This is a genomic window from Kribbella sp. NPDC055110, from assembly GCF_053607525.1.
Genome location: NZ_JBSGTS010000011.1, coordinates 110379 through 135831, shown reverse-complemented (window position 1 = coordinate 135831; position 25453 = coordinate 110379). Strand labels below are relative to the sequence as shown.

The 25453-nt window shown below is 69.4% G+C and carries 23 protein-coding genes; 14 read left to right on the top strand and 9 right to left on the bottom strand.

The genetic code is table 11. The features are described from left to right. Nucleotides 1-576 precede the first annotated feature (576 nt). Nucleotides 577-1767, bottom strand: a complete 1191-nt coding sequence (gene nadA, locus ACWF0M_RS19505; RefSeq protein ID WP_452237083.1) for a quinolinate synthase NadA — start codon at nucleotides 1765-1767, stop codon at nucleotides 577-579. Nucleotides 1768-1991: 224 nt separating this feature from the next. Here nadA and ACWF0M_RS19500 point away from each other — a divergent pair, with 224 nt between their 5' ends. From ACWF0M_RS19500 to ACWF0M_RS19470, 7 genes are all read left to right on the top strand, one after another. Then, nucleotides 1992-3557: an NTP transferase domain-containing protein gene (locus tag ACWF0M_RS19500; protein WP_452237082.1), complete on the top strand. Its 1566-nt coding sequence runs from the start codon at nucleotides 1992-1994 to the stop codon at nucleotides 3555-3557. 181 nt (nucleotides 3558-3738) lie between these two features. Next, nucleotides 3739-4764: a vWA domain-containing protein gene (locus ACWF0M_RS19495; protein ID WP_452237081.1), complete on the top strand. Its 1026-nt coding sequence runs from the start codon at nucleotides 3739-3741 to the stop codon at nucleotides 4762-4764. Beyond that, a complete protein-coding gene (locus ACWF0M_RS19490) occupies nucleotides 4757-6088 on the top strand; it encodes an XdhC family protein (RefSeq protein WP_452237080.1) in 1332 nt (443 codons plus the stop codon). Before ACWF0M_RS19495 ends, ACWF0M_RS19490 begins: the two co-directional genes overlap by 8 nt. A gap of 74 nt (nucleotides 6089-6162) precedes the next feature. Then, nucleotides 6163-6657: a (2Fe-2S)-binding protein gene (locus ACWF0M_RS19485; protein WP_452237079.1), complete on the top strand. Its 495-nt coding sequence runs from the start codon at nucleotides 6163-6165 to the stop codon at nucleotides 6655-6657. Continuing rightward, on the top strand, nucleotides 6654-9068 hold the full coding sequence (locus ACWF0M_RS19480; RefSeq protein WP_452237078.1) for a xanthine dehydrogenase family protein molybdopterin-binding subunit: 2415 nt from the start codon (nucleotides 6654-6656) through the stop codon (nucleotides 9066-9068). The genes ACWF0M_RS19485 and ACWF0M_RS19480 overlap by 4 nt, the downstream gene beginning before the upstream one ends. Beyond that, complete coding sequence (locus tag ACWF0M_RS19475; protein ID WP_452237077.1) at nucleotides 9065-9919, top strand: FAD binding domain-containing protein; 855 nt, start codon at nucleotides 9065-9067, stop codon at nucleotides 9917-9919. The genes ACWF0M_RS19480 and ACWF0M_RS19475 overlap by 4 nt, the downstream gene beginning before the upstream one ends. Continuing rightward, complete coding sequence (locus ACWF0M_RS19470; protein ID WP_452237076.1) at nucleotides 9916-10674, top strand: SRPBCC family protein; 759 nt, start codon at nucleotides 9916-9918, stop codon at nucleotides 10672-10674. Before ACWF0M_RS19475 ends, ACWF0M_RS19470 begins: the two co-directional genes overlap by 4 nt. A gap of 60 nt (nucleotides 10675-10734) precedes the next feature. Here the strand turns inward: ACWF0M_RS19470 and ACWF0M_RS19465 are convergent, their stop codons facing one another. From ACWF0M_RS19465 to ACWF0M_RS19455, 3 genes are all read right to left on the bottom strand, one after another. Further along, entirely contained in the window at nucleotides 10735-11229 is a 495-nt protein-coding gene (locus ACWF0M_RS19465) for an NUDIX domain-containing protein (RefSeq protein ID WP_452237075.1), read from the bottom strand. Beyond that, nucleotides 11222-11872, bottom strand: a complete 651-nt coding sequence (gene nfi, locus ACWF0M_RS19460; RefSeq protein ID WP_452237074.1) for a deoxyribonuclease V — start codon at nucleotides 11870-11872, stop codon at nucleotides 11222-11224. The genes ACWF0M_RS19465 and nfi overlap by 8 nt, the downstream gene beginning before the upstream one ends. Nucleotides 11873-12099: 227 nt before the next feature. After that, nucleotides 12100-12501 carry a VOC family protein gene (locus ACWF0M_RS19455; protein ID WP_452237073.1) on the bottom strand — a complete coding sequence of 134 codons (402 nt, stop codon included), beginning with the start codon at nucleotides 12499-12501 and terminating at the stop codon, nucleotides 12100-12102. 199 nt (nucleotides 12502-12700) lie between these two features. Here ACWF0M_RS19455 and ACWF0M_RS19450 point away from each other — a divergent pair, with 199 nt between their 5' ends. From ACWF0M_RS19450 to ACWF0M_RS19425, 6 genes are all read left to right on the top strand, one after another. Continuing rightward, on the top strand, nucleotides 12701-13825 hold the full coding sequence (locus tag ACWF0M_RS19450) for a glycerate kinase family protein (RefSeq protein ID WP_452237072.1): 1125 nt from the start codon (nucleotides 12701-12703) through the stop codon (nucleotides 13823-13825). Between the two features lie 237 nt (nucleotides 13826-14062). Next, the gene (locus ACWF0M_RS19445; protein ID WP_130380162.1) at nucleotides 14063-14419 is read left to right on the top strand and encodes a HesB/IscA family protein; all 357 of its coding nucleotides are present in this window, start codon (nucleotides 14063-14065) and stop codon (nucleotides 14417-14419) included. Nucleotides 14420-14600: 181 nt separating this feature from the next. Next, nucleotides 14601-15176 (top strand): ABC transporter permease, encoded by a 576-nt coding sequence (locus ACWF0M_RS19440; RefSeq protein WP_452237071.1) that lies wholly within the window; start codon nucleotides 14601-14603, stop codon nucleotides 15174-15176. Next, entirely contained in the window at nucleotides 15169-16347 is a 1179-nt protein-coding gene (locus ACWF0M_RS19435) for an ATP-binding cassette domain-containing protein (RefSeq protein WP_452237070.1), read from the top strand. Before ACWF0M_RS19440 ends, ACWF0M_RS19435 begins: the two co-directional genes overlap by 8 nt. Continuing rightward, a complete protein-coding gene (locus tag ACWF0M_RS19430; RefSeq protein ID WP_452237069.1) occupies nucleotides 16344-17156 on the top strand; it encodes an ABC transporter permease in 813 nt (270 codons plus the stop codon). The genes ACWF0M_RS19435 and ACWF0M_RS19430 overlap by 4 nt, the downstream gene beginning before the upstream one ends. Further along, complete coding sequence (locus ACWF0M_RS19425) at nucleotides 17153-18124, top strand: glycine betaine ABC transporter substrate-binding protein (protein ID WP_452237068.1); 972 nt, start codon at nucleotides 17153-17155, stop codon at nucleotides 18122-18124. Before ACWF0M_RS19430 ends, ACWF0M_RS19425 begins: the two co-directional genes overlap by 4 nt. Here the strand turns inward: ACWF0M_RS19425 and ACWF0M_RS19420 are convergent. Next, the gene (locus ACWF0M_RS19420; RefSeq protein ID WP_452237067.1) at nucleotides 18111-19550 is read right to left on the bottom strand and encodes a DHA2 family efflux MFS transporter permease subunit; all 1440 of its coding nucleotides are present in this window, start codon (nucleotides 19548-19550) and stop codon (nucleotides 18111-18113) included. The genes ACWF0M_RS19425 and ACWF0M_RS19420 overlap by 14 nt on opposite strands. 102 nt (nucleotides 19551-19652) lie before the next feature. Here ACWF0M_RS19420 and ACWF0M_RS19415 point away from each other — a divergent pair, with 102 nt between their 5' ends. After that, a complete protein-coding gene (locus ACWF0M_RS19415; protein WP_452237066.1) occupies nucleotides 19653-20363 on the top strand; it encodes a TetR/AcrR family transcriptional regulator in 711 nt (236 codons plus the stop codon). Here the strand turns inward: ACWF0M_RS19415 and ACWF0M_RS19410 are convergent. The 4 genes from ACWF0M_RS19410 to ACWF0M_RS19395 form a co-directional block, all read right to left on the bottom strand. Next, nucleotides 20326-21162 (bottom strand): MerR family transcriptional regulator, encoded by an 837-nt coding sequence (locus ACWF0M_RS19410; protein WP_452237065.1) that lies wholly within the window; start codon nucleotides 21160-21162, stop codon nucleotides 20326-20328. The two genes, ACWF0M_RS19415 and ACWF0M_RS19410, sit on opposite strands and share 38 nt — an antisense overlap. An 8-nt stretch (nucleotides 21163-21170) precedes the next feature. Continuing rightward, nucleotides 21171-22469 carry an amidase family protein gene (locus ACWF0M_RS19405; RefSeq protein ID WP_452237064.1) on the bottom strand — a complete coding sequence of 433 codons (1299 nt, stop codon included), beginning with the start codon at nucleotides 22467-22469 and terminating at the stop codon, nucleotides 21171-21173. A 33-nt stretch (nucleotides 22470-22502) separates the two neighbouring features. Next, nucleotides 22503-23654, bottom strand: a complete 1152-nt coding sequence (locus tag ACWF0M_RS19400) for an amidohydrolase family protein (RefSeq protein ID WP_452237063.1) — start codon at nucleotides 23652-23654, stop codon at nucleotides 22503-22505. Nucleotides 23655-23959: 305 nt separating this feature from the next. Beyond that, the gene (locus tag ACWF0M_RS19395) at nucleotides 23960-25252 is read right to left on the bottom strand and encodes a M20 family metallopeptidase (protein WP_452237062.1); all 1293 of its coding nucleotides are present in this window, start codon (nucleotides 25250-25252) and stop codon (nucleotides 23960-23962) included. Nucleotides 25253-25453: the final 201 nt, after the last annotated feature.

Below are 25453 nucleotides of genomic sequence, written 5' to 3'. Positions count from 1 at the left end.
CCGCGCCTGCACCCGCACCCGCGCCAGCTCCGCACCAGCACCCCCGCCAGGTCGCGCGCCGCGCCTACCCCGTGCCGCGCCAGCTCCCGCGCCACGCCTACCCCGTGCCGCGCCAGCTCCCGCGCCAGCTCCCGCGCCACGCCTACCCCGTGCCGCGCCAGCTCCCGCGCCCGCGCCTGCACCCGCACCCGCGCCAGCTCCGCACCTGCTCCCGCACCAGCACCCCCGCCAGGTCGCGCGCCGTGCCTACCCCGTGCCGCGCCAGCTCCCGCGCCAGCACCCGCACCTACCCCGGCCGCGCCAGCTCCCGCACCCGCGCTAGCTCCCGCGCCAGCACCCGCACCTACCCCGGCCGCGCCAGCTCCCGCACCCGCGCTAGCTCCCGCGCCTGCACCCGCGCCAGGTCCCGTGCCGCCGCCAACCCCGTGCCGCCCCGCAGGTATCCGGGCCGGGCGCGCAGCGCCGGATGCATTTGGGGGGATATCCACTCGCGTTGGGGGTTCTCCGGTCTAGTACCAACGGAGAACCCCCAACTCGAAGGGATATCCCTTCGTGTTGGGGGCTGTCGGCGCGGCCTCAGTCGCGGGCGGTTTTGCCTGGGAGGGCGAGCATTCGGTCTAGGGCTACCTTGGCGTGGTGTTTGGTGTCGGCGTCTACCTTGATGGGGTTGACGACGTGGCCGGCAACCAGGTTTTCGAGGGCCCAGACGAAGTGCGGGAGGTCGATGCGGTTCATGGTGGCGCAGTAGCAGACCGTCTTGTCGAGGAAGACGATGTTCTTGTCGGTGTGTTGCTTCGCGAGTCGCTGGACCAGGTTGAGTTCGGTGCCGACGGCCCACGACGTACCGGGTTCGGCTGTTTCGAGGGCCTGGATGATGTACTCCGTGGAGCCCACCTGATCCGCCTTCGTGACGACCTCGTGGCGGCACTCGGGGTGGACGATCACGTTCACGCCGGGGACCCGCGAGCGGACGTCGTCGACGGACTCGGGGGTGAAGCGGCCGTGTACCGAGCAGTGCCCGCGCCACAGGATCACCTTCGCGGCCGCGAGCTGTTCGCGGGTCAGGCCGCCGCCCGGCTTGTGCGGGTCGTACACGACGCAGTCGTCGAGCGACAGTCCCAGCTGCAGTACGGCGGTGTTGCGGCCGAGGTGCTGATCCGGGAGGAAGAGAACCTTCTCGCCCTGCTCGAACGCCCAGTTCAGGGCGGTCTCCGCGTTGCTCGACGTACACACGACGCCGCCGTTGCGGCCGCAGAACGCCTTGATGTCGGCGCTGGAGTTCATGTACGTGACCGGCACCGTCACGTCCGCGACACCCGCGTCGGCGAGCGCGTCCCACGCGGCCTCGACCTGCTGGATGCGCGCCATGTCCGCCATCGAGCAGCCGGCCGCGAGGTCCGGCAGGATGACCGTCTGCTGGTCGTTGGTGAGGATGTCCGCGGACTCCGCCATGAAGTGGACGCCGCAGAACACGATGTACGGCGCGTCCGGGCGGGCGGCCGCGTCGCGGGCGAGCTTGAACGAGTCACCGGTGACGTCCGCGAACTGGATCACCTCGTCGCGCTGGTAGTGGTGCCCGAGCACGAACACCTGGTCGCCGAGCGCCGCCTTCGCCTTCAGCGCCCGCTCGACCAGGTCCGGGTCGGACGCCGGCGGGAGCGCGCCCGGGCACTCGACACCGCGCTCGGAGTGCGGGTCGGTGTTCTGCCCGAGAAACAGCAACGGAAGGGACTTCGCGCCCTCTGCGATCGTCGTCACGTCCGACATCGTCGCACGCCCACTGCGGTACGCCGCGTGGCCCGCGTCACTGCTCAGAGTGTGAAATCAGAGGCCCCGCCGAGAGATGCCGCCGTCGCGAGCCTCGTCCCGCGGAGTGCTGGGCAGGGCAGAGGGACGGAGTCCCGACGACTGACGACAACGCCGCCCAGTGCCTGCGGGGCGGCGCGTAGCAGGCGTCATCTCTCGGCGGGACCTCTTAGTACGCTGCCGATGTGAAGATCGCGGGGCTGGTGCTTGCTGCGGGCGCGGGGCGTCGGATGGGTACGCCGAAGGCACTCATCCGCGACGCTGACGGGGTGGCGTGGGTGGTTCGTACGTCCCGTCTACTCACCGGGGCCGGGTGCTCACCGGTCGTGGTGGTCGTCGGAGCGTCCGCGGATCAGGTGCGCGCGGAGCTGTCCGACGAGTCGGTCGAGGTCGTCGAGGCGACCGATTGGGATGAAGGGATGGGGGCGTCCCTGCGCGCCGGCCTCACGGCGCTCCGCTCAACCTCGACGTCACATGACGCGGTGCTGGTGGTGACGGTGGACGTGCCTGGGCTGACGACGGCCGCTGTACGGCGGATTGCGGATCGCGCTGGTGAGGACGCTCTGGTGCGGGCGACGTACGACGGTGCGCCGGGGCATCCGGTGGTGATCGGGCGGGCGCATTGGGACGGGGTGATCGCGACGGCGCGGGGTGACGAGGGGGCGCGGGGGTACATGCGCGAACACGGGGTTGAGTTGGTGGATTGTTCGGACCTTGCGGACGGGGTCGACGTCGACACCGTGGCGGAGCTGCCGCCCGGTCATCTGCTTTCCGGAACATTTCTGCCACCAGGCGAAATAGTTTCCGGAAACCCGAGCCCTCGTGGGGGACGGGTGAGGGTTGGCAAGGGTGGGAAGTGGGTGAATGCTGAAGGAGTGAGTGCCGTCGGCTCGGCGGCTGAGCTGGCCGAGTGTCTGCGGGCGACTGGGTATCTAGCCGGTGAGGGCTTGGCCACAGTCGGGTATCTCGCGCTCGCACTGCATCGTCCGTTGCTCCTCGAAGGCGAGCCGGGTACCGGCAAGACCTCGCTCGCGGCGGCGATCGCCGAAGCGCTCGACCTCGAGCTGATCCGGTTGCAGTGTTACGAGGGCATCGACGCCTCGCAGGCGCTCTACGACTGGGACTTCCCGCGGCAGATCCTGCACCTGCGGACCGTCGAGGCGACAAGTTCCGAGGCTGCGGTCGAAGAGGTCGAGAAGAGCCTGTTCGACGAACGGTTCCTGTTGTCCCGCCCAGTACTGCGGGCTCTCCGCGAAAGTCCCGCCGTACTGCTCGTCGACGAGATCGACCGGGCCGACGACGAGTTCGAGGCGTTCCTGCTCGAGGTGCTGTCGACGTACGAGGTGACGATTCCCGAACTCGGCACGATCACCGCTGAGACACCGCCGATCGTCGTGCTCACCTCGAACCGGACCCGCGAGGTGCACGACGCGCTCAAGCGCCGGTGCCTCTATCACTGGATCGACCATCCGGGTCTGGCGCGTGAGATCGAGATCGTACGGACCCGTCTGCCTGGGGTGTCCGCTCGGCTCGCGGAGCAGGTGACGCGATCGGTGCAGCGGATGCGGGACCTCGATCTGCTCAAGCCGCCCGGTGTCGCGGAGACGCTCGACTGGGCGCGCGCTCTCGATGTGCTCGGCACCGACGTACTCGACGTCGAGACGGCGGCTGCGACCCTCGGCGCGGTGCTCAAGTATCGCGAGGACACCGACCGCGTCCGCGAGTCCCTCGACCGCCTGCTGGCGAGCTGAGACGCAGATGAGTGCCCCGCACGAACCAGCCGCCGCCGGCCCGCCCCCCGACCGCTCACCGGCCGCGAGCGCGGCCCCCGATTACCCGCCGGCCGCGAGTGCGACTCCCGCTGGCTCGGTTGGGGGTGCGGATCTGGCGCTTGCTGGGTTTGCTACTGCGCTTCGGCATGCGGGGCTCGCGGTGACGGCCGATCGGGTACAGCTGTTCCTGCAGGCCGTAGCCGCTCTCGACGCCACGCTCACCGCGGACGTGTACTGGGCCGGCCGATCCGCGCTGTGCAGTGGCCCCGACGACACCGCGAGGTACGACGAGGTGTTCGCCGCCTGGTTCACCGGCGACCGATCGCGCGGCGTCGTACCGAGCCGCACACCACAACCGTCCGTCCAGGCCAACCTCGGCGAAGGCACCGACGAAGCCGCGGGCGACCACGCTCTCAACGTCTCGGCCAGTACGACGGAAGTCCTCAGGCATCGCGATGTCGCCGAACTGTCCGCAGCCGACCGCGCCGAACTCGCCCGTCTCTTCGGCACCCTCCGCCAGCGGACCCCGATCCGCCGCGCGAACCGTCGCCGCCCGTCGCATCGCGGCGAGCTCGACCCGCGACGCACGCTGCGCGCCCAGTTGCGCCAGGTGGGCGAACCGGGCCGCGCCCGCTACCGCCGCCGGGGCGTCCGGCCGCGGCGGGTCGTCGTACTGATCGATGTCTCCGGCTCGATGCGCCCGTACGCCGACAGTCTGCTGCGGCTCGCACACGTGATGGTCCAGCAGGCGCCACGCTCGGTCGAGGTCTTCACTATCGGCACGCGGCTCACCCGCGTCACCACGGCTCTACGGCACCGCGATCCTGAGTTCGCGCTGCGGTTGGCGGGTGCCGTCGTACCGGACTGGTCGGGTGGGACGCGGCTGGGTGAGGTGCTGAAGGTGTTCCTGGATCGTTGGGGTCAACGCGGTACGGCGCGGCGGGCCGTCGTTGTGGTGTGCAGCGACGGGTGGGAGCGCGGTGACGCCTCGCTGCTCGGTGCGCAACTGCAGCGGCTGGCGGGGTTGGCGCATCGCGTGGTGTGGCTGAATCCGCATCGCGGCAAGCGCGGGTACGAGCCGGTGCAGGCCGGGATCGTCGCCGTACTGCCGCACCTGGACGACCTCGTCGCCGGGCACAGCCTGGCCAGCTTCGCCGAACTTCTGGAGGTGGTCGCCGATGCGTGACGTACTCGACCGGTTGCTGACCTGGTGGCGAGCCGGTGAATCGGTTGCCGTCGGCACCGTTGTCGCGACGTTCGACTCGGCGCCCCGGCCGCCGGGTGCGGTGATGCTGGTCGGACCTGAGCTGGAGGTGGTTGGCAGCGTGTCGGGCGGGTGCGTCGAGGGCGCGGTGTATCAGCTCGGTGAGGAGATTCTGGCGTCGGGGGAGCCGGTGCTGCAGCGGTACGGCGTGAGCGACGAGTCGGCGTTCGCGGTCGGGCTCACCTGCGGCGGGATCATCGACGTGTTCGTCGAGAAGGTCGACCGTACGTCGTTCCCGGAACTGGGGGAGGTGGTGGCGGACATCGCCGAAGGCCGCCCGGTCGCGGTAGCCACCGTCGTCGCACATCCCGACCCGGCACGGATCGGCCGCCGGCTGATCGTCCGCCCAAAGCCGACCACCGAGGCACCGAGCCCGACCGCTAGCAATGCTAGATCAGCGGCGAGCAGTGCTAGCGCGGCGAGCGATGCTAGATCGGCTAGCAGTGCTAGATATACGAGCCGCGCTAGAGATGCGAGCGATGCTAGCCGGGCGAGCGGCGCTAGAGATTCGAGCGTTGCTAGCCGGGCGAGCGATGCTAGCGATACGAGCAGTGCTAGCGGGGCGAGTGGCGCTGGCGGGGGGCTTGGGTCGGATCGGGCTGATGATGCGGTGCTTGACGATGCGCGGGGATTGTTGGCGAACGGGCGGTCGGAGACGTTGGAGTACGGGCCGGACGGGCAGCGGCGTGGTGAGGGGATGCGGGTGTTCGTGTCGTCGTACGCGCCGGTGCCGCGGTTGCTGGTGTTCGGTGCGATCGACTTCGCGGCGGCGGTCGCGCGGCTCGGGTCGTTCCTCGGGTATCGCGTGACCGTGTGCGACGCGCGGGCGGTGTTCGCGACCGCGACGCGGTTCCCGTCCGCGGACGACGTGATCGTGGACTGGCCGCACCGGTACCTGTCGGGCGAGGCGGCGGCCGGGCGGATCGACGACCGGACGGTGATCTGCGTACTGACGCATGACCCGAAGTTCGACGTACCGCTGCTGGAGGTCGCGTTGCGACTGCCGCAGGTCGCGTACATCGGGGCGATGGGTTCGCGGCGCACGCACGACGACCGGCTGAAGCGGTTGCGGGAGGCCGGGCTGACGGAGGACGAGGTGGCGCGACTGGCGAGCCCGATCGGCCTCGATCTCGGCGCGCGGACGCCGGAGGAGACCGCGGTGAGTATCGCCGCCGAGATCATCGCCCAGCGCTGGGGTGGCGCCGGGCAACGACTCTCCGCGGCAGCCGGCCGGATCCACCACTGATCCACCGCTGATCCACCAAAGACCGGACCCTTGTGGTCCACATCACAACAGGAGCAGGATCAAAAGTACGGCGAGTGCTGACATCTGGAGGCGGGGCGATGACCCGGATCACGGTGAAGGTCGACGGAAGCAGCTTCACGGACGAGGTGGAGCCGCGCACGCTGCTCGTGCTGTATCTGCGCGAGCAACTGGGGAAGACAGGCACCGTGGTCGGCTGCGACACCGGCAACTGCGGCGCCTGTACGGTCCACCTGGACGGGCGGAGCGTGAAGTCCTGCTCGTTGCTCGCGGTCCAGGCCGACGGTCACGAGATCACCACGATCGAAGGGCTCGCGACCAACGGCCAACTGCACCCGATGCAGCAGGCCTTCCACGAGAACCATGCCCTGCAGTGCGGATACTGCACACCGGGCATGATCATGCAATCCATCGATCTGATTGCCGACAATCCGAATCCGACCGACGAGGACGTTCGGCTCGGGCTCGAGGGCAACCTCTGCCGGTGCACCGGCTACCAGAACATCGTCAAGGCCGTCCAGGCCGCAGCGGCCGCCGGCGGTGCGCAATGACTGCCACCGAACAACGCCCGGCGCCCGAGATTGGCGCGTCGCGCCGGCGCAAGGAGGACGCGCGGCTGATCACCGGCCGGACCCGCTGGACCGACAACATCGTGCTGCCCGGCATGCAGTACCTCGCGATGGTGCGCAGCCCGTTCGCGCACGCCCGGATCACGTCGATCGACACCGAGGCGGCCAAGGCGGCGTCCGGGGTCGTTGCCGTGATCACCGGCGCCGACATCGCCGACGAGCAGGGCGCGCTGCCGAACGCGTGGGCCGTCGTACCCGACCAGAAAGCGCCCGTACATCCATCGATGGCGGTCGACCATGTTGCGTTCGCCGGTGAGATCGTCGCGATGGTCATCGCCCGTACGGCGGCCGAGGCGAACGACGCCGCCGACCTCGTCGATGTCGACTACGAGGAGCTCGAACCCGCCCTCGAACTCAAGGCCGCCGCCCGCGACGAGGTGATCGCGCATCCGGATCTCGGGACGAACGTGTCCGCGGTGTGGTCGTACGACTCGGCCGAGGCCGGCACCGGCGGCGACGTCGAGGCGGCGATCGCGGCCGCCCGCGACGGCGGCATCGTGATCGAGGAGGAGTTCCGTCAGCAGCGGCTGATCCCGGCGTTCATGGAGCCGCGGTCGATCGTCGTCGATCCGACAACCGAACAGATGACGGTCTGGTCGGCGACGCAGGTACCGCACTTCGTGAAGATCTTCATCGCGCTCGTGCTCGGCATCCCGGAGAGCAAGATCCGGGTGATCGCGCCGGACGTCGGTGGCGGTTTCGGCGGCAAGCTGCAGTTCACCCCGGAGGAAGTACTCACGGTCATCGCGGCCCGGCGTACCGGAAAGCCCTGTAAATACACGGAAACCAGGTCCGAGTCGTTGATGGCGGCGCACCACGGCCGGGACCAGTGGCAGCAGGTCACGCTGGCCGCGAACGCCGACGGAACGGTCACCGGGCTGAAGGTCGAGCTGCTGGCCGACATGGGCGCGTACCTCGGCCTCGTCACGTCGGCGATCCCGTTGCTGGGGGCGTTCATGTACAACGGAATCTACAAGTTCCCGGCGTACCACCTCGGCATCACCAACGTGTTCACGAACAAGACGTGGACCGACGCGTACCGCGGCGCCGGCCGGCCCGAGGCGACGTACGCGATCGAGCGCCTGATGGACGAGCTCGCCGCCCGCGTCGGTGTCGACGCGCTCGAGATCCGCGAGCGGAACTGGATCAAGCACGAGGAGTTCCCGTTCTCGACGGTGTCCGGGCTGCGGTACGACTCCGGCAACTACGAGGCCGCGACCGCGAAGGCGCGTGAGCTTTTCGGGTACGACGCCCTGCGCGCCGAGCAACGCAAGCGGCGCGAGTCCGGCGACCCGGTACAGCTCGGGATCGGCGTCTCGACGTTCACCGAGATGTGCGGCCTGGCCCCGTCGCGGTGGCTCGGCTCGATGGGGTACGTCGGTGGCGGTTGGGAGCACGCGGCGGTCCGGATGCTGCCGACCGGGAAGGTCGAGGTGGTCACCGGGACGAGCCCGCACGGTCAGGGACACGAGACCGCGTGGAGTCAGCTGGTCGCGGACCGGCTGGGCGTGGCGTTCGAGGATGTCGAAGTACTGCACGGGGACACGCAGGTCGCCGTACGCGGGCTGGACACCTACGGATCGCGGTCCCTGGCGGTCGGTGGCATGGCGGTGCTGGCCGCCGCGGACAAGGTGATCGAGAAGGCGAAGCCGATCGCGGCGCAGCTCCTGGAGGCGAACGCGGACGACCTCGACTTCAGCGGCGGGCGGTACGGCGTGCGCGGTACGGACGCCGGGATGACGCTGGCCGAGCTCGCGTTCGCGATCTTCCAGGGCCACAAACTCGACGGCTCGGCCGAAGGGTCCCTGGACGCCGACGCGACCCTCGACCCGGAGGACTTCTCGTTCCCGCACGGCACGCATCTGTGCGCGGTCGAGGTCGACACCGAGACGGGTGCGACGAACATCCGGTCGTACGTGTGCGTCGACGATGTCGGCGTGGTCGTGAACCCGATGATCGTCGAGGGACAGGTGCACGGCGGTCTCGCACAGGGGATCGCGCAGGCGCTCTACGAGGAAGCGGTGCACGACGACTCCGGGACGCTGGTCACCGGGTCGTTCGACCAGTACACGTTGCCTGCGGCACCTGATCTGCCGAGCTTCGAGACGGCGCGGACCGAGACGCCCGCGACGACGAACCAGCTGGGCGTGAAGGGCGTTGGCGAGGCCGGGACCATCGCGTCCACACCGGCTGTCGTCAATGCGATCGTCGACGCGCTCCGACCGCTCGGCGTCACGGACGTGCCGATGCCGTGTACGCCGTACCGCGTGTGGACCGCGATCCAGAACGGTGCCATCCAGAAGAGGGCCAGCCAGGAAGGGAGCCGGTCATGATCCCGGCGGCGTTCGAGTACTTCGCGCCCGCGACGATCGACGAGGCGCTGGGGTTGCTCCGCGAGCACCCTGACGCGAAGGTGCTGGCGGGCGGGCAGAGCCTGATGCCGGCGCTGCGGTTGCGGTTGGCGGCGCCTGAGGTGATCGTCGACCTTCAGAAGATCGACGAGCTGCGCGGTGTGCGGGACGACGGCGACGCGCTGGTGATCGGCGCCATGACCCCGCACAGTACGGTGCAGTCGGATCCGCTGGTGGCCGAGCACGCGCGGCTGATCGCGCTGGCCACGGCAACGGTCGGCGATCCGCAGATCCGGCATCGCGGCACGTTCGGCGGGTCGCTGGCGCATGCGGATCCGGCGGCGGACCTGCCCGCGGTCGCGGTCGCATTGGACGCGTCGTTCGTGATCGCGGGGCCGGACGGCCGACGTACCGTGCCTGCCTCGGAGTTCTTCGAGGGCGTGTTCAGTACGGCGCTCGGCGACGACGAGTTGCTCGTCGAGGTGCGGGTGCCGAAGTACACCGGATGGGGCGCGCACTACGAGAAGTTCAACCGGGTCGCGCAGGGCTGGTCGATCGTGTCGGTCGCGGCGGCGGTCCGGCTGGACGGCGACTCGATCGCGGAGGCGCGGGTCGGGCTCGGCAACATGGGGCCGACCCCGGTACGGGCGACTGCGGTCGAGGAGGCTCTTGTCGGGCAGCCCGCGACCGCGGACGCCGTACGGGAGGCCGCGGCGCGAGCGGCTGACGGGACGTCTCCGGTTAGCGATATCAATGGTGACGCCGACTACCGCCGGCACCTCGCGACGGTGCTCACGCGGCGGGCGGTCCTGGCGGCGGCGGGTAGCGCGTGAAGCTCGAGCACAAGTTCGTCGTACCTGCGCCTGTGGAGCAGACGTGGGCGGCGTTCAACGACCTCGAACGGGTGGTGCCGTGTTTCCCCGGCGCCACCCTGACGGCGTACGAGGGTGACGACTTCACGGGGTCGTGCAAGGTGAAGCTGGGGCCGGTGTCGCTGCAGTACTCCGGCACCGGCACCTTCGTGGAGCGGGACGAAGCGGGGCATCACGCGGTCATCGAGGCCAAGGGCAAGGACCGGCGCGGAAACGGTACGGCGAGCGCACGCGTCACCGCCCGGCTGACCGGCACCACGGACGGCTCCACCGAAGTCACCGTCGACACCGACCTGACCATCACCGGCCGCCCCGCCCAATTCGGCCGCGGCCTCATCCAGGACGTCTCCAACAAACTCCTCGACCAATTCACCACCTGCCTCAAAACCAAACTCGACACCCCAGCGCAATCCACCACCATCCCCGCTAGCACCGCTAGCACCGCTAGAACTTCTAGCACCGCTAGCCCCATCGGCTCCAGTGAATCCGCTAGCACTGCTAGAACCACTAGCACTGCTAGCTCCGACCTCACAGGATCCGCTAGCGCTGCTAGCGCGGCCGGTTCGTCCACTCGGGCCGGGGTGGATGCGGCGGAGGGGGATGAGGTGGTGCTGGACCTCGGGAGTGCTCTGGTGCCGATGCTTGCTCGCCGCGCTGCGCCGTACCTGATCGGCGCGGTGTTGGCGCTCGTCCTCCGCCGCCTGTTCCGCCACTGACGAGGTTGGGGAGGTTTTCACCCCCGAATCGGCAAGAAACCCTCCCCAACCCGCGCAGTTCTACTTGGGCGGATCGAAGTACAGCTCGTCGCCGAAGACCGCCGGAAGGATCGGTCGGTGTCCCGCGATGACCGTCAGCTCGGCGGCCTCCTCCGCGGTGAACCAGCCGGACTCGCTCACCTCCGTGGAGGACCCGGCCTCGCCGCTGACCGTCTCCGCGCGGAACACCACGCCGAGGACCTGCACGCGGTTCCCGTCCGGATAGACCACGACTACATCCGGGTTCGAGTACACGCCGACCAGCCCGGTCACGCGCACCACCAGCCCGGTCTCCTCGAGCGTCTCCCGCTCGGCAGCCTCCGCCGGACGTTCGCCCGGATCGATCGCCCCACCCGGCAGGCACCATTCGCCGTTGTCGGTGCGCTTCGTCAGCAGCAACCGATCCCCGTCCATCACCGCCGCGGCCGCTCCTGCACGCAGCCGTGCGCTCGCCCCGATCCGGTCGCCGTACTCGTGCCGCGTGTACTCCGGTACCCGTGGTGCATCGTCAACCATCCGACAGTCCTTCCCGACAAGCCCGATCCGCGAGGCGTGTTGTCTCCGGCAACCGATACCGCGGCGCCAACCGCAGCACGTGATCGATCGCGGTCTTCAAACTCACCCGATGCCCGACAGACACGTACACCGGCTTGACCCCGTCCTGCGTCCGCACCGCCGCCCCCACCACCTCGCCGCCGTCGACGAGTTCGGCCGTCGCACCGCGTTCTTGTGCGAGTTCCCCGTGCGACCCGACGAAGGTCGTCTTCGCGGCGCCGATCGCGGGGATTCCCGTGAGTACGCCGAGATGGCACGCGAGCCCGAACCGCCTCGGATGCGCGAGCCCGTGTCCGTCACAGACGAGCAGGTCCGGCGTCGTCCCGAGTTGCTCCAGCGCCGCAAGCAACGCGGGCACCTCGCGGAAGGCGAACAGCCCCGGCACGTACGGGAACGTCGTCTCACCGCGCACGACCGCGCGATCGACCTCCGCCAGGGTGTTCACATCCAGTACGACGACGGCGGCCGCCAACCGGTCCCCGTCGTACGCGACGTCGAGTCCGGCGACGTACTGCGGGATCCTGCCGACGTCCCTGGGATCCACCTGCCCACGCAACTCCTCCTGCACCGCAACCGCCTCAGAAACAGTCGTCGGCCACTCCATCAAGACCCCTCCAACGTCGGAGGTCCACTGGGCCGCATCAGGAGTGCTCCGAGGTTGGCGGTGCAGCGGTCTGCAGCAAGAGACGTCCGACCTCGGCGGTGCGCTGGGTCGCATCACGAGTCCTCCAACCTGGGTGGTTCGCCGGGCCGCATCAAGAGTGTTCCAGCGTCGGTGGTGCACCGGGCCGCATCACGAGAGCTCCGACGTTGGCGGTGTGTCGGGTCGCGTCACGGGTTCTCTGGTTGGGGGGCTCCGGTGGGTGGCCATTCGACGAGTTCGATGCGGTAGCCGTCGGGGTCGATGAGCCAGGAGGTTTTCGGGCCGTCGGTGCCGGCCGGGAGTTCGAGGGCGCCGGGGTGCAGCCCTGCTGCGGTGAGGCGGGTAATGGTGTCGGCGAGTGACTCGACCTCGATCGCGAAGTGCGTGAACCCGCCGACCTCGACCGGGCCGTCCGCGGGCCGGTGGACGAGTTCGAGCGACACGGACGGCTCGTCCGGCAAGCGGAGCCAGACCAGGCTGGAGCCGTCGTCGAACGGGATCGTGCTGAGCGTCACGTAGCCGACGGCGGTGTAGAAGGCGAGTGAGCGTTCCAGGTCGGTCACGCGGAGTGCGAACAGGATCGTCTTCATGCCGACGATCCAACTGTCATCGCGCCGGGCCCGTCAATCAGCCTGTGTGCTCTAACGACAGGAGGTGTGCGGTGATCGCGGTGGATTCGCGGGCTGCTCAGGCGGGCGGTGCGGTGTACGTATATGACTACGTCCTGTCCTTAGGGCGTGAAACGGACGGGCTCGGCTGGTCGGAGGGTGGGTGGGGGAGGATGTGGGCATGCGGATTCTGATTGCGCCGGACAAGTTCGCGGGGACGTTGACGGCTGTGGAGGCTGCGGCGGCCATCGAGGAAGGGTGGCGGCGCCGGGACCCGGGGGCTGAGGTACTGGTGGCGCCGATGGCGGACGGCGGGCCGGGGTTCATCGACGTACTGTCCGCAGTGGTGGACGGGAAGCTGCTGTCGGTCACCGTGCGCGGACCGCTCGGTGAGGAGACCCCGGCGACGGTGCTGCTGGCGGGGGAGACGGCGTACGTCGAGACCGCGCAGGCGTGTGGGTTGCACTTGGTGGAGCCGAAGCAGCGGCGTCCTGAGGAGGCGAGCACGTACGGGGTCGGGCAGCTGATCACAGCAGCCGTGGACGCCGGCGCGAAGCGGATCATCCTCGGGCTGGGAGGTTCCGGCACCAACGACGCCGGCGCAGGCCTGCTCGCCGCCCTCGGAGCAACAGCAACCGCGCAATCGAGCAGCTCGGCGGGTGGGGGTGGTGGGCGGTTGGATGGTGGGGCTGTGGGGCTGGCTGGGTTGCTGGGGGTGGATTTGGGGCCGGCTCGGGAGCGGGTGGCGGGGGTTGAGTTTGTTGCTGCCAGTGATGTGGAGAACCCGATGCTCGGGCTTCGCGGCGCGACGAATGTGTTCGGGGCGCAGAAGGGGATCTCGGACGAGCGCAAGCCCCAGGTCGACGGTTGGCTGACGCACTTCGCGGAGTTGGCCGATCGCAAGACCGCAGACCAGAAGGGCGCGGGAGCCGCTGGCGGGCTCGGGTACGCGTTGTTGCTGCTCGGCGCTGAGCGGGTGTCCGGGATCGACCTGGTCGCTGAGTTGACCGGGCTCAAGCAGAAGGCGTCGCAGGTCGACCTGGTGATCAGCGGTGAAGGCGCGTTCGACTTCCAGTCCCGCGACGGCAAGGTGATCGCGGGTGTCGCGAAGGTCGCGAACGATGCGATGCGGCCCTGCGTGGTACTGGCCGGCAAGGTCCTGATCGGCTCCCGCGAGATGCGCGCGATGGGCGTCGAGTCGGCGTACGCGCTGGTGGACGTCGTCGGCGAGGAGCAGGCGTTCGCGGACCCGCACGGCTCCCTCGCGACGGTCGCGGAGCGTGTCGCCCGCACCTGGGCCCGCTGACGCACACCCGAAAGCTGACGCACACCCGAAGAGCTGACGCACACCCGAGAAGCTCACGCACACCGGAAGTGATCGGTCCGCCGGGCTGATCAAGCGGCGGTCGGGAAGTTGATCTGTGAAATTGGTGTGCGACCATGGGAATGAGCGCGGGCCGGGTGATGTTGGCCTGTGTTGACAAGAGACTTCCGTGCCGGTGGAGCTGTACGTCGGCACTTGAGCAGATGACTGGAGTCAGGAATGACTGAAGCGCAGACCGAGCAGGCCGTTGCCACTGGTGTTCTCCTCACCGACGGGGCCGCCGCCAAGGTGAAGGCGCTGCTCGACCAGGAGGGCCGCGACGACCTCGCGCTGCGGGTCGCCGTGCAGCCGGGTGGGTGCTCCGGCCTGCGGTACCAGCTGTTCTTCGACGAGCGTCAGCTCGACGGCGACGTGGTGGCCGACTTCGGTGGTGTGAGTGTCGTCACGGACCGGATGAGCGCTCCGTACCTCAAGGGTGCGTCGATCGACTTCGTCGACAGCATCGAGAAGCAGGGTTTCACCATCGACAACCCGAACGCCACCGGCTCCTGCGCCTGCGGCGACTCGTTCAACTGAGCTGAACCTGAAGCCCCTGGCGCCCGCGTGGCGACCAGGGGCTTCGGCATGTCCGGACTTCGGAAGCGATCGTGCCAATGTGTGAGTCGAACGCTTGTTGGGTACGGGTCGCCGCGTGTGGGACTACATAACTGAGCGTAATTCTCAACTGCTCTATCAGAGCTATCAGCATCTGAGCCTGGTGATCCAGTGCGTGCTGCTGGCCACGGTGATCGCGGTCGGCCTGGCGGTCGTCGTGCATCGCAACCCGCGGATCGCGTCGCTGGCCGGCGCGATCAGCGCGGTCGGGCTGACCATCCCTTCGTTCGCGCTGCTCGGCCTGATGATCCCGGTGGCCGGTATTGGTACGGCGACCTCGGTGGTCGCTGTCACGTTCTACGCGACGCTGCCGATCCTGCGGAACGCGGTCGTCGGCCTGGCCGGTGTCGATTCGACGCTGATCGAGTCGGCGCGCGGGATGGGCATGGGCGCGGCCCGGACCCTGTTCCGGATCGAGCTGCCGCTGGCGTGGCCGGTGATCCTGGTCGGCGTCCGGGTCTCGGCCCAGATGTCGATGGGGATCGCCGCGATCGCGGCGTACGTGCTCGGCCCCGGGCTGGGCAGCTTCATCTTCACCGGCCTGACCCAGATCGGTGGCAAGAACGCTCTGAACTCCGCGCTGGTCGGCACGATCGGCGTGGTCCTGCTCGCTCTGATCCTGGACGCCATGCTGCTGCTCGTCGGCCGCCTGACCACCCCAAGGGGTATCCGTGCCTGAATCCGAACCTGAAGTCAGCGGCGTCGACATCGAGTTGACCGATGTCGTGAAGCGGTACCCGGGCCAGAAGAAGGCCGCTGTCGAGGGCCTGTCGCTGCACATCCCGGCCGGCGAGATCGTGATGTTCGTCGGCCCGTCGGGCTGCGGCAAGACGACCTCGCTGAAGATGATCAACCGGCTGATCCAGCCGACCTCCGGCAGCATCCGGATCGGTGGCGAGGACGTCAGCCGGCAGAACGACGACGACCTGCGGCGCCGGATCGGGTACGTGATCCAGGGCGGCAGCCTGTTCCCGCACATGACCGTCACGCAGAACATCGCCCTGGTCCCGGGGCTGCTCGGCTGGGACAAACGCCGTACGGCGGAACGTGTCGACGAACTGCTCGAACTCGTCGGCCTCGACCCGAACCGGTACCGCGGCCGGTACCCGCGCGAGCTGTCGGGCGGTCAGCAGCAACGTGTCGGCGTCGCCCGCGGACTCGCCGCCGACCCGCCGGTGATCCTGATGGACGAGCCGTTCGGCGCGGTCGACCCGATCACCCGGCAGCGGTTGCAGGACGAACTGCTCAGCATTCAGGAGGAGCTGCGCAAGACGATCGTCTGCGTCACGCACGACTTCGACGAGGCGGTGAAGCTCGGTGACCGGATCCTGATCCTCACCGAGGGCGCGAACATCGCGCAGTACGACACCCCCGAGGCGATCCTGGCGAACCCGGCGGACCGGTTCGTCGCGGACTTCGTCGGCGCGGGCGCGGCGCTCAAGCAGCTGACGTTGAGCCGGGTGAGCGAGATCGAGCTGGGCCAGCCGACGGTCGCGGCGATCGGCGACCAGGCATCCGACGTACTGCGGGCCGCGAAGGAGGCGGGCGACGACTCGGTCGTGGTCCTGGACGGCCGGCGGCGACCGGTCGACTGGATGTGGACGTCCGACTTGTCAGAGGTCGACAGCGTGCCGGCGCCGCACGAGGACACCGACCTGGTGACGATCGACCGGCGGGCGACGCTGAACGACGCGCTCGACACGATGCTGATGTCCAGCCACGGCAGTGCGGTCGTCACCGGCCGCCGCGACGAGTATCTCGGCGTGGTCGACTTCCAGGCCGTGCTCGCCCGCATCCAGGACGGCAACGGCCATGACAGCAATGGGCAGCCGGAGGAGGTCGCGCAGTGACGGTGACCCAAGACCTTCAGCCGAAGGAAAACCTGGCTGATGCAAAGGCCGCGGCCGCTGGGCTTGCGGCTACTCGCGCGCGCCGGCCTTCGTGGGGGCTGCTGATCGGGCAACCCCTGTTCGTGGCCATCGTGATCGCGGCGTGGGCGATCTGGCGGTCCCGCGCCGAGCTCGACTCGATCGAGCAGCGGCAGCTCGACTGGAAACTCGTCGGCCGGCTGACCGTGGAGCACCTCGAGCTCACGGTCGTCGCCACGGTCATCGTGCTGCTGGTCGCCGTACCGCTCGGCATCATGCTGACCCGGCCGCGGTCCCGCCGGGCCGCTCCGGTCGTGGTCGCGATCGCGAACGCGGGACAGGCGGCGCCGGTGATCGGGCTGATCGTGCTGCTCGCGATCTGGCTCGGCTTCGGCTTCTGGACCGCGATCCTCGCGCTCTGCCTGTACGCGATCCTGCCGGTACTGCGGAACACGATCGTCGGCCTGCAAGGCGTCGACCCGACGCTGGTCGAGGCCGGTCGCGGCATGGGTATGTCGAACATCGCCGTACTCGGCCGGATCGAACTGCCGCTCGCGGTGCCGGTGATCATGGCCGGCATCCGTACCGCGCTGGTCCTGGTCGTCGGTACGGCGACGCTCGCGACGTTCATCGACGCCGGGGGACTGGGCAGCCTGATCACGACCGGCATCCGCCTGCTGCGCTACCCGGTGCTGATCAGCGGCGCCGTACTGGTAGCCGCCCTGGCACTCCTCATCGACTGGGCCGGCCGAGTACTGGAAGAAGTCACCCGACCGAGGGGGCTCGGATGAGGCGGCTGATAGCGATGGTGTGCGCGGCGACGCTCGCGCTCGGCGGATGTGGCCTCGGCACCAGCGGCGGTTTCGTGCCGACCGGCGCGCTCCAAGGACCCCTCGCCCAGGTGAAAGGCCTCGACGGGCTGACGATCGCGATCGGCTCGAAGAGCTTCCAGGAGCAGCTGATCCTCGGGAAGATCGCCGCGATCCTGATGCGTTCGGCCGGTGCGAACGTCCAGGACCTCACCAACATGCCCGGCTCCGACACGTCCCGGCAGGCGATGATCCAGGACCAGATCCAGATGGCCTGGGAGTACACGGGCACCGCGTGGATCTCGTACCTCGGCCACGACACCGGCATCCCCGACAAGCAGCAGCAGTACGACGCGGTCCGCACGGAGGACGCGCAGAAGTACGGGCTGATCTGGTTGAAGCCTGCTCCGATGAACAACAGCTACGGCTTCGCGATGACCCGGAAGGAGTCCGAGCGGCTGCACCTCACCAAGCTGTCGCAGGTCGAGTCGCTGCCGGTGAAGGAGCGCACGTTCTGCGTCGAGTCCGAGTTCGCGAACCGCAACGACGGGTTCGAGCCGATGCTGAAGCACTACGGGATCCCGATGGGTTCCGGCGTACTGCGGGGCAACATCCGGACCCTGGACACGGGCGCGGTGTACGCCGCGACGAACAACGGGGACTGCCGCTTCGGCGAGATCTACACGACCGACGGGCGGATCAAGTCGCTCGATCTCGTCGTACTACAGGACGACAAGTCGTACTTCCCGGCGTACAACGTGGCTCCGGTGATCAGTAAGAAGGTGCTGGACGAGTACCCGCAACTGCGCGAGCTGCTGCAGCCGGTGTCGGACAAGCTCACCGACGAGGTGCTGATCGACCTCAACGCGCAGGTCGACGTCGACGGACGTGAGCCCGCCGACGTCGCCATGGACTGGTTGGTGAAGGAAGGATTCGTCAGTCGCGACTGATCGCTCGCTTCGGGAGCAGGCCCGACACCGCGAGGCTGACGACGAACAGCCCGACTGCGACCAGGACCGAGGCTTTGGTCGCGCCCAGGAACGCATGGGTCGGCAGCAGCTGGAAGAAGACGGTGCCGATCACGGCGACTCCGATCGCGCCGCCGTACTGCTGCATGGCAGTCAGTACGCCGGACGCCGACCCCGCGGCCTGGTCGTCGATCGAGGCCAGGATGATGTCGAACAGCGGCGCGAACACCATGCCGGCGCCGATGCCGGTGGCCAGCGTCGCCGGGACCAGGTTCCAGATCGTGGTCGCGTCGCCGTACGTGTGCAGGGTGAACCACACGCCGACCATCGCGACCGTCATCACCGCGATGCCGAGCTGCAGCGCCGTGCGGCCAAGCTTCGGAGCGAGCAGGCCCGCGGACAGCGGCGCGCCGATCGCGATCCCGAGCGAGAACGGCACCATCGCGAGGCCGGCCTTCAGCGGGCTGTAGTGCAGGCCGAGCTGGGTGAACAGGTTGAACACCAGCATGAAGCCGTTCATCGCAAGGAAGAACATGGTGATCACGCCGAGGCCGGCGACGTACCCGCGGTTGCGGAACAGCGACGGGTCGATGACCGGGTTGCCGGACCGGCGCTCCCGCCATCCGAACAGCGCGAAGACCGCGACCGAGGAGATCAGCATCAGGATCGTCCACAGCGGCCAGTCGAGCTCGCGGCCCTGCACCAGCGGGTAGATCAGCAGGCCGGAGGCGAGGCTGACCAGGAGTACGCCGGTGGTGTCGAGCCGGGACGCGCCGGGCGTCTTGACCTCGGGCATGAAGCGCAGCGCGCCGGCCAGGGCGGCGATCCCGATCGGGACGTTGATGAAGAAGATCGTCCGCCAGCCGGCGTCGAACCAGTTCGCGTCGATCAGTACGCCGGCCAGGATCGGGCCCGCGACCGCGGACAGCCCCATGACCGGGCCGAACATCGCGAACGCCTTGCCGAGCTCGTCGGCCGGGAAGATCGACTTCAGGATCGCGAAACCCTGCGGGATCATCACCGCGCCGAGCAGGCCCTGCGCGACCCGGCTGCCGATCAGCAGTTCGGGGCTGGTGGCCAGCCCGCAGACAGCGGACGCGATCGTGAACCCGAGGGCGCCGATCACGAACAGCCGCCGGCGGCCGACCAGGTCGCCGAGCCGGCCGAAGGTGACCAGCCCGATCGCGAAGGCCAGGGTGTAGCCGGCCAGCATCCATTGCATGGCCGATTCGGAGCCGCCCAGGTCGGCCCGGATCGACGGAGCGGCGATGTTGACGATCGTCGCGTCGACCAGGTCCATGATCTCGGCGACCAGGATGGTGGCGACGACGAGCCAGCGCCAGCGGTACGGCGTACCGCGCGGCGTGGTCGTGGTGTCTGGTGAGGTCTCTACGGCGGTGGCGGTCATGGTGGCTCCTCGGATGTGGATGCGAACGGTGTTCGTTGACGAACACCGTTCTACTCGCGAACAGTGTTCCCGTCAAGTACGGCGTTCGCTACAGTGGTTCGCATGACCCAGTCGCCGTGGCAGCCGATCAGTCCCGCCAAACCCGTGCGTCCGGCCAAGGAGCCGCTGACCCGGGAGCGGATTGTCGACACTGCCCTGCGGGTGATGGTCGACCAGGGCTACGAAGCGGTCTCGATGCGCAAGATCGCGCAGGAACTGCACACCGGCCCCGCCTCGCTGTACGCGCACGTCGCGAACAAGAAGGAGCTCGATCAGCTGCTGGTCGACCGGGCCGCGCAGGCGATGAATCTGCCGTCGCCGCCGGACCCCGAGCACTGGCAGGAGCAGCTGAAGGACGCGATGCGCGAGATGCTGCGCGCGATGCGGACGATGCCGGGTGTGGCGCGCGCCGCGATCGGCGCCGTACCGCTGGGGGAGGCCGCGCTGCGGACCTCCGAATGCGTGCTCGGCATCCTCAAGGCCGGTGGGCTGCCGGATCAGGCTGTCGCGTGGGCGGTCGACCTGATCCCGCTGTACGTGACCGCGGTGGCGTTCGAGGAGAGCGTGCAACGTGCGGACCAGTGGAGCCCGGAGGATCTCGAGCGGTTCCTCGACGGGTTGCGGTCCTACTTCGCCTCGCTGCCGGCCGGTCGGTTCCCGCTCACGGTGGCGCTCGCCGGCCCGCTGACGGCAGGTGCCGCCGGCGATGACCGGTTCGAGTTCGGCATCTCGGTGATTACCGCCGGCCTGGCGTCCCTGGCAGAGCCGCGGTGAACGGCTGCTGCAGTTCGGTGACCCAGTGCTCCGGGTCCTCCGGGGTGTCGAGGTAGAGCTCGCGGGCCGGCTCGGCGGCGCGTCGGCCGTTGTCGTCGAGCCAGCGCGCCAACGCCTGCCACGCAGGCAGTACCTGGGCGATCGGCCCGCGATGCACGAGCGTCGCGGCCTGCGTCGCGGGCAGGTCGATCACGTCGAGTCCGTTGCGGTTGCCCCCGGCATCGACCGCGGCCGGAACCGTCGCGCGTACGACGACCTCGTCCTCGGACTCCTGCTCGTACAGGCAGGTCAGCCGACCGGACGGCCGTACGTCGGCGTGCGGCAACCGCCGGCCCAGCTCCGCGCACAGCGGATGCACCACGGGCGTGATGTCGTCGGGCGTGAAGCTCGCGGCCGTGGCGGTGAGGCCGACGAGCCGTACGGCGGGCAGCTCCTTGACGACGACGTCCGCGGTCGGGACGTCTGCTTCCAGGCCGCGCAGGCGCGACTCGACCTGTGCGAGCCGTGCGGAGCTCTCGGCCAGCATGGTCTCCAACTGCGCGCGTCGCATCGTGAGCATCGCACGCAGCTCGGCCGGTCCGAGCATGTCGGCAATCATCGTGCCGACCTGGTCGAGGGAGAAACCGAGATCCTTCAGCGCGACGATCCGGTTCAGGTCGGCGAGCTGACCGGCGGTGTAACTGCGGTAGCCGGTGGCGGGATCGACGTACGCCGGTCGCAGCAGGCCGATCGCGTCGTAGTGCCGCAGCATCCGAATCGACACCCGGCCGTGGCGGGCGAACTCTCCGATGGCGAACATGAGTGCAGTCAACCAGCCAGGAGCTCGGCGAACGTGATCGCGGTGTCGTCTTCATGCCACGGGCCGATCACCTGGCCGCCGACCGGGAGCCCCGACGGCGTGCGTCCGATCGGCATGCTGAGCGCGGGATGACCGGTCAGCGACGCCTGTGCGATCCAGAACGCCTGCGCTTCGTAGGGTTGCCCGTCGATCGTCGTCGAACCGTGCGGGAACGCGACGGTGAAGCTCGTCGGGCACAGGAAGACGTCGACGTCGTCGAAGTACAGCTGCCAGCGCGCACGCGCCTGCATCCGGCGCCGCTCGAGGTCGCGTACGTCCGTGGCGGTCAGATCGCTGTCCGAGTCGCCGTGCAGCGCGAAGAACAGGTCGACCTGGCGGCCGAACTCCTCCGCCTGCTCGTTCGCGTCCACCCCGTCGGGCCAACCGTTGACGATCTTCGCGCCGCTGCGGGCCAGGCGGTCGATCGTGTCGGACAGCGCATCGCCGACTTCGCTGGTGACGGGCGCGGAGGGGTGATCGGTGACAACACCGACGCGGTAGTCCTGCAGGCGGTCGTGCCGGGGCAGGCGGAAGTTGTACGAGTAGGGCGCTTCGGGGCCGGCGGTCACGCGTAGTGCTGTTCGCAGGTCGGCGGCGGAGCGGGCGAGTGGTCCGATCGTTGACAGAGTGGGCAGTTCGCTCGGGAGGTACGGCGTACCGGGGATCTCGAAGCCGCGCAGCGGGACCAGGCCGTTCGTGGGCTTGAGTCCGTACACGCCGCAGTACGCCGCCGGGAGCCGGATCGAGCCGGCGAGGTCGGAGCCGTACTCCAGGTAGGTGAGGTCGGCCGCCAGCGCTGCCGCTGCGCCGCCACTCGATCCGCCCGGCGTACGGCCGAGGTCGGCGGGGTTGTTGGTCCGCCCGTAGATCTCGTTCGCGGTCTGGCCGAAGTCCGCGAGCATCGTGTGCACGTTCGTCTTCCCGACGACGATCGCGCCGGCGCGCTGCAGCCGCTCCACGACAGACGCGTCGCGGTCGGCGACGTACTCCGCGAACGCCGGATTGCCCCACGTGGTGCGCATCCCGGCGACGTTGAAACAGTCCTTGATCGTGATCGGTACGCCGTGCAGCGGCCCGATCGCCCCGCCCCGCCTGGCCATCAGCGCGTCGGCTCGGGCCGCTTCAGCCAAGGCGTGCTCGCGCCGTACCTCGACCACCGCGTTGACCTGTGTGTCGTCCGCGATCCGCGCGAGGAGCTCCTCCGTCACCTCACGCGACGTGACCTGACCCGTGCGGATCTGCTCCGCGACCTCTCCTGCTGTGAACATGCGCCCTGTCTATGGTCTGACACCGTGTCAGAGTCAACGCCCGACTTCGGTTCCGTTGTGGAAGACCCGTTGGACGCGCGTCTCGAGCGAGCTGCAGTCGAGGTCGACGCCCTCCAAGAGAACCAGGTCCGCCCGCTTACCGACCGCGATCTCACCGCGGTCGTCCGCGAGTCCCAGCAGCGTCGCCGCGTCGATCGTGGCCGCTCGCAGCGCGCCGGCGTCACCGAGTCCGGCGGCCGCGAGATGCCTGAGTTCCCACAGCACCTCGGTGTGCGGCCGGACCGGGTTGTCGGTGCCCATCGCGATCCGCACACCTGCGGCGATGGCGAGCCGCATGGATTCCCGATGGGCCTCGGCGGCGCCCTCCGGCGTGGATGACGGATCCGACTGCGTGACCGAGAGGGTCGGCACGTAGAAGGTCCCGTGGTCCGCCATCGCCTGTACGGCGGCCTCGTCGAGGTAGGTCCCGTGCTCGATGCTCCCCGCACCGGCGCAGGCGGCGAGTTCCGCAGCCCGGGCTCCGTGCGCGTGCACCATGACCCGCCGGCCTCCGCGCCGCCGCGCCTCGTCGACCAGCGCGGTCATCTCGTCCTCGGTCAGCTCGAGGTCCGCAAGGCCCTTCCCGAGCGCAAGGGACCCGGTGACAGTCACCTTGATCCAGTCCGCGCCGGCCCGAACCATCCGCCGTACGACGGCCCGCGCCTCGTCGGCGCCGTTGAAGATCGGATCCGGCAGCGAAGGATCCTCGAAGAAGTCGAGCGGCCCGGTCCGCGGCGCCCACAGGTCGCCGAGGCCACCCGTCGTACCCACCTGCCGCAGGCTGAGCAGCACCTGCGGCCCGTCGACCCAGCCCTTCTCGACCGCCATCCGCACGCCGGCGTCCGCGCCCCACGCATCGCGCACCGTCGTGACGCCGAGGCTCAGGAGGGTGCGCAGCACGGGTACGGCGGACAGCGGGCGCACCGATCGCGGCAGCCCGAACGGATCGATCCGCGTCTGCGCGATGCACAGATGCGTGTGGCAATCGATGAACCCGGGGACAAGCAACCCGCCGTCGCATTCGATCGCGTCGTCGCCGTCCAGCCCGATCCCGACCTCGACGATCCGGTCGCCTTCGAGTACGACGTCCGCCTGCTGCACGGCGCCGGACCCGACGTCGAGCACCGACCCATTCCGAAGCACCACCCGCCCGCTCACGGCACGGCCCGCCCGCTCACAGCACTACCCGCCCGCTCACAGGACCACCCGCCGCTCACAGGACCAGCCGCCCGCTCACGGCACGGCCCGCCCGCTCAGGGCACCAGCCGCCGGCTCAGGGCACCAGCCGCCGGCTCCCAGCACCATCCGCCCGGTCACAGCACCACCCGCTCGCTCACAGCACCACCCGCTCGCTCACAGGAGCAGCCGCCCGCTCACGGCACCAGCCGCCCGCTCCCAGCACCAGCCGCCCGCTCCCAGCACCAGCCGCCGGCTCACAGCATCCTCGCCGTTCACAGCAGCCGGAGTGCGGTGAGGGCGTACGCGCGCGCCGCGGTGACCAGTTCCGCGACGGCGACCGATTCGTCCGCGCGATGCGCCTGGCTGGTGACCGAACCGGGGCCCAGGACAACGACCGGTACGCCGAGGTCGCGCGCGACGTACCCGCCGTCGCAGGCCGCGGTCCACCCCGCGAGCGGCATCGGCGGCCCGCCGGCATCGAAGCGCGCGGCCTCGGTGACGCGGACCAGTTCTGCGTCCTCGGGGGTCTCGAAGGCGGGCATCTCCATCGGCATCGCGAGCTCGACGGTCAGGCCGCGGTCCTCCAGGTGCAGCGCGGCGATGCGGTGGTCGAGGTCGGCGAGAACCTCGGCGGGTGACTCGCCGGGAAGCAGCCGGCGGTCGGCGACGATCATGCAGTCGGCGGGAACGATCGAACCACCGGTGCCGCCGTTGATCTGGCCGACGCTCCAGGTCGCCGGGCCGAGCAGGGGATGGGGTGCGGCCGCGAGCTCCTGGTGCAGGCGTTCGATCTCGGCGACGACGGCGGCCGCGCCGTAGATCGCGTTGGCGCCGCCGTCCGGGTTGCCGGCGTGCGAGGCGCGACCGTGGACGGCGACCTGGAGGTACGAGTCACCGCGCGCCGCGACGATCGTCTGCAGGTCGGTCGGCTCGGCCGTGATGCACCCGACGTACTGACGGGACGGGCTGCTGGAGGGCGGGTTGCGGTCTGAGTCACCCCTCGCCCCTGTCCTTTCCGCTTCAAGTCTATCGAGGAACGGCTCGGCAGGTCCGGAGTTATCCACAGACGGCGGGCGCTGGTTGGCGGCGATGTAGGCGCGGATGCCCTTGCCGGTCTCTTCCTCGTCGATGACGGCGGCCAGTTCGACCGGACCGCTCAGCGTGCTGCCGCGGAGGGCGGCGAGTGCGACCAGGGCCGCGGCCAGGCCGCCCTTCATGTCGGACGCGCCGCGGCCGAAGATCCGGCCGTCGCGCAGGAGCCCGCCGTACGGGTCGACCGTCCAGCCGTCGCCGACCGGGACCACGTCGGTGTGACCAAGCAAGAGCAGGCCCGGATCGTTGCCACCGGCAAGTGTGATGCTGACGTTCTCCCGCCCGGGCTCGACCGCCGTGGTGGCGATGTCGAGCCCGAGCTGACGACCCGCCGCGGCGAGGACGGCCACCGTGGCGGCCTCCTCACCGGGCGGGTTCTGCCCGGGCGCCCGGACGAGATCCTGCGTGATTTGTACCAGCAGGTCCTCGTCGATGCGGTCCAGCACCTTCTGTTCGGCGGGCGTCAGGCTCATACCCACCAACCCTAGGCTCAGTCCCCGGCCACGAGCGCTCCCCGCCGCGTCGGCGGGATCGGTCGGGTGGGGAGTTCTGCTGGTCGTCTCAGGTGGGTAGGACTCCCCAGTCACCGAAATTGTGCGTGCACCGGAGCGATCGCGCCGTCGAGGGCGAAGCGGGGAAACTGATGGTCGTTGGGTGACGATTTATTACCCCAC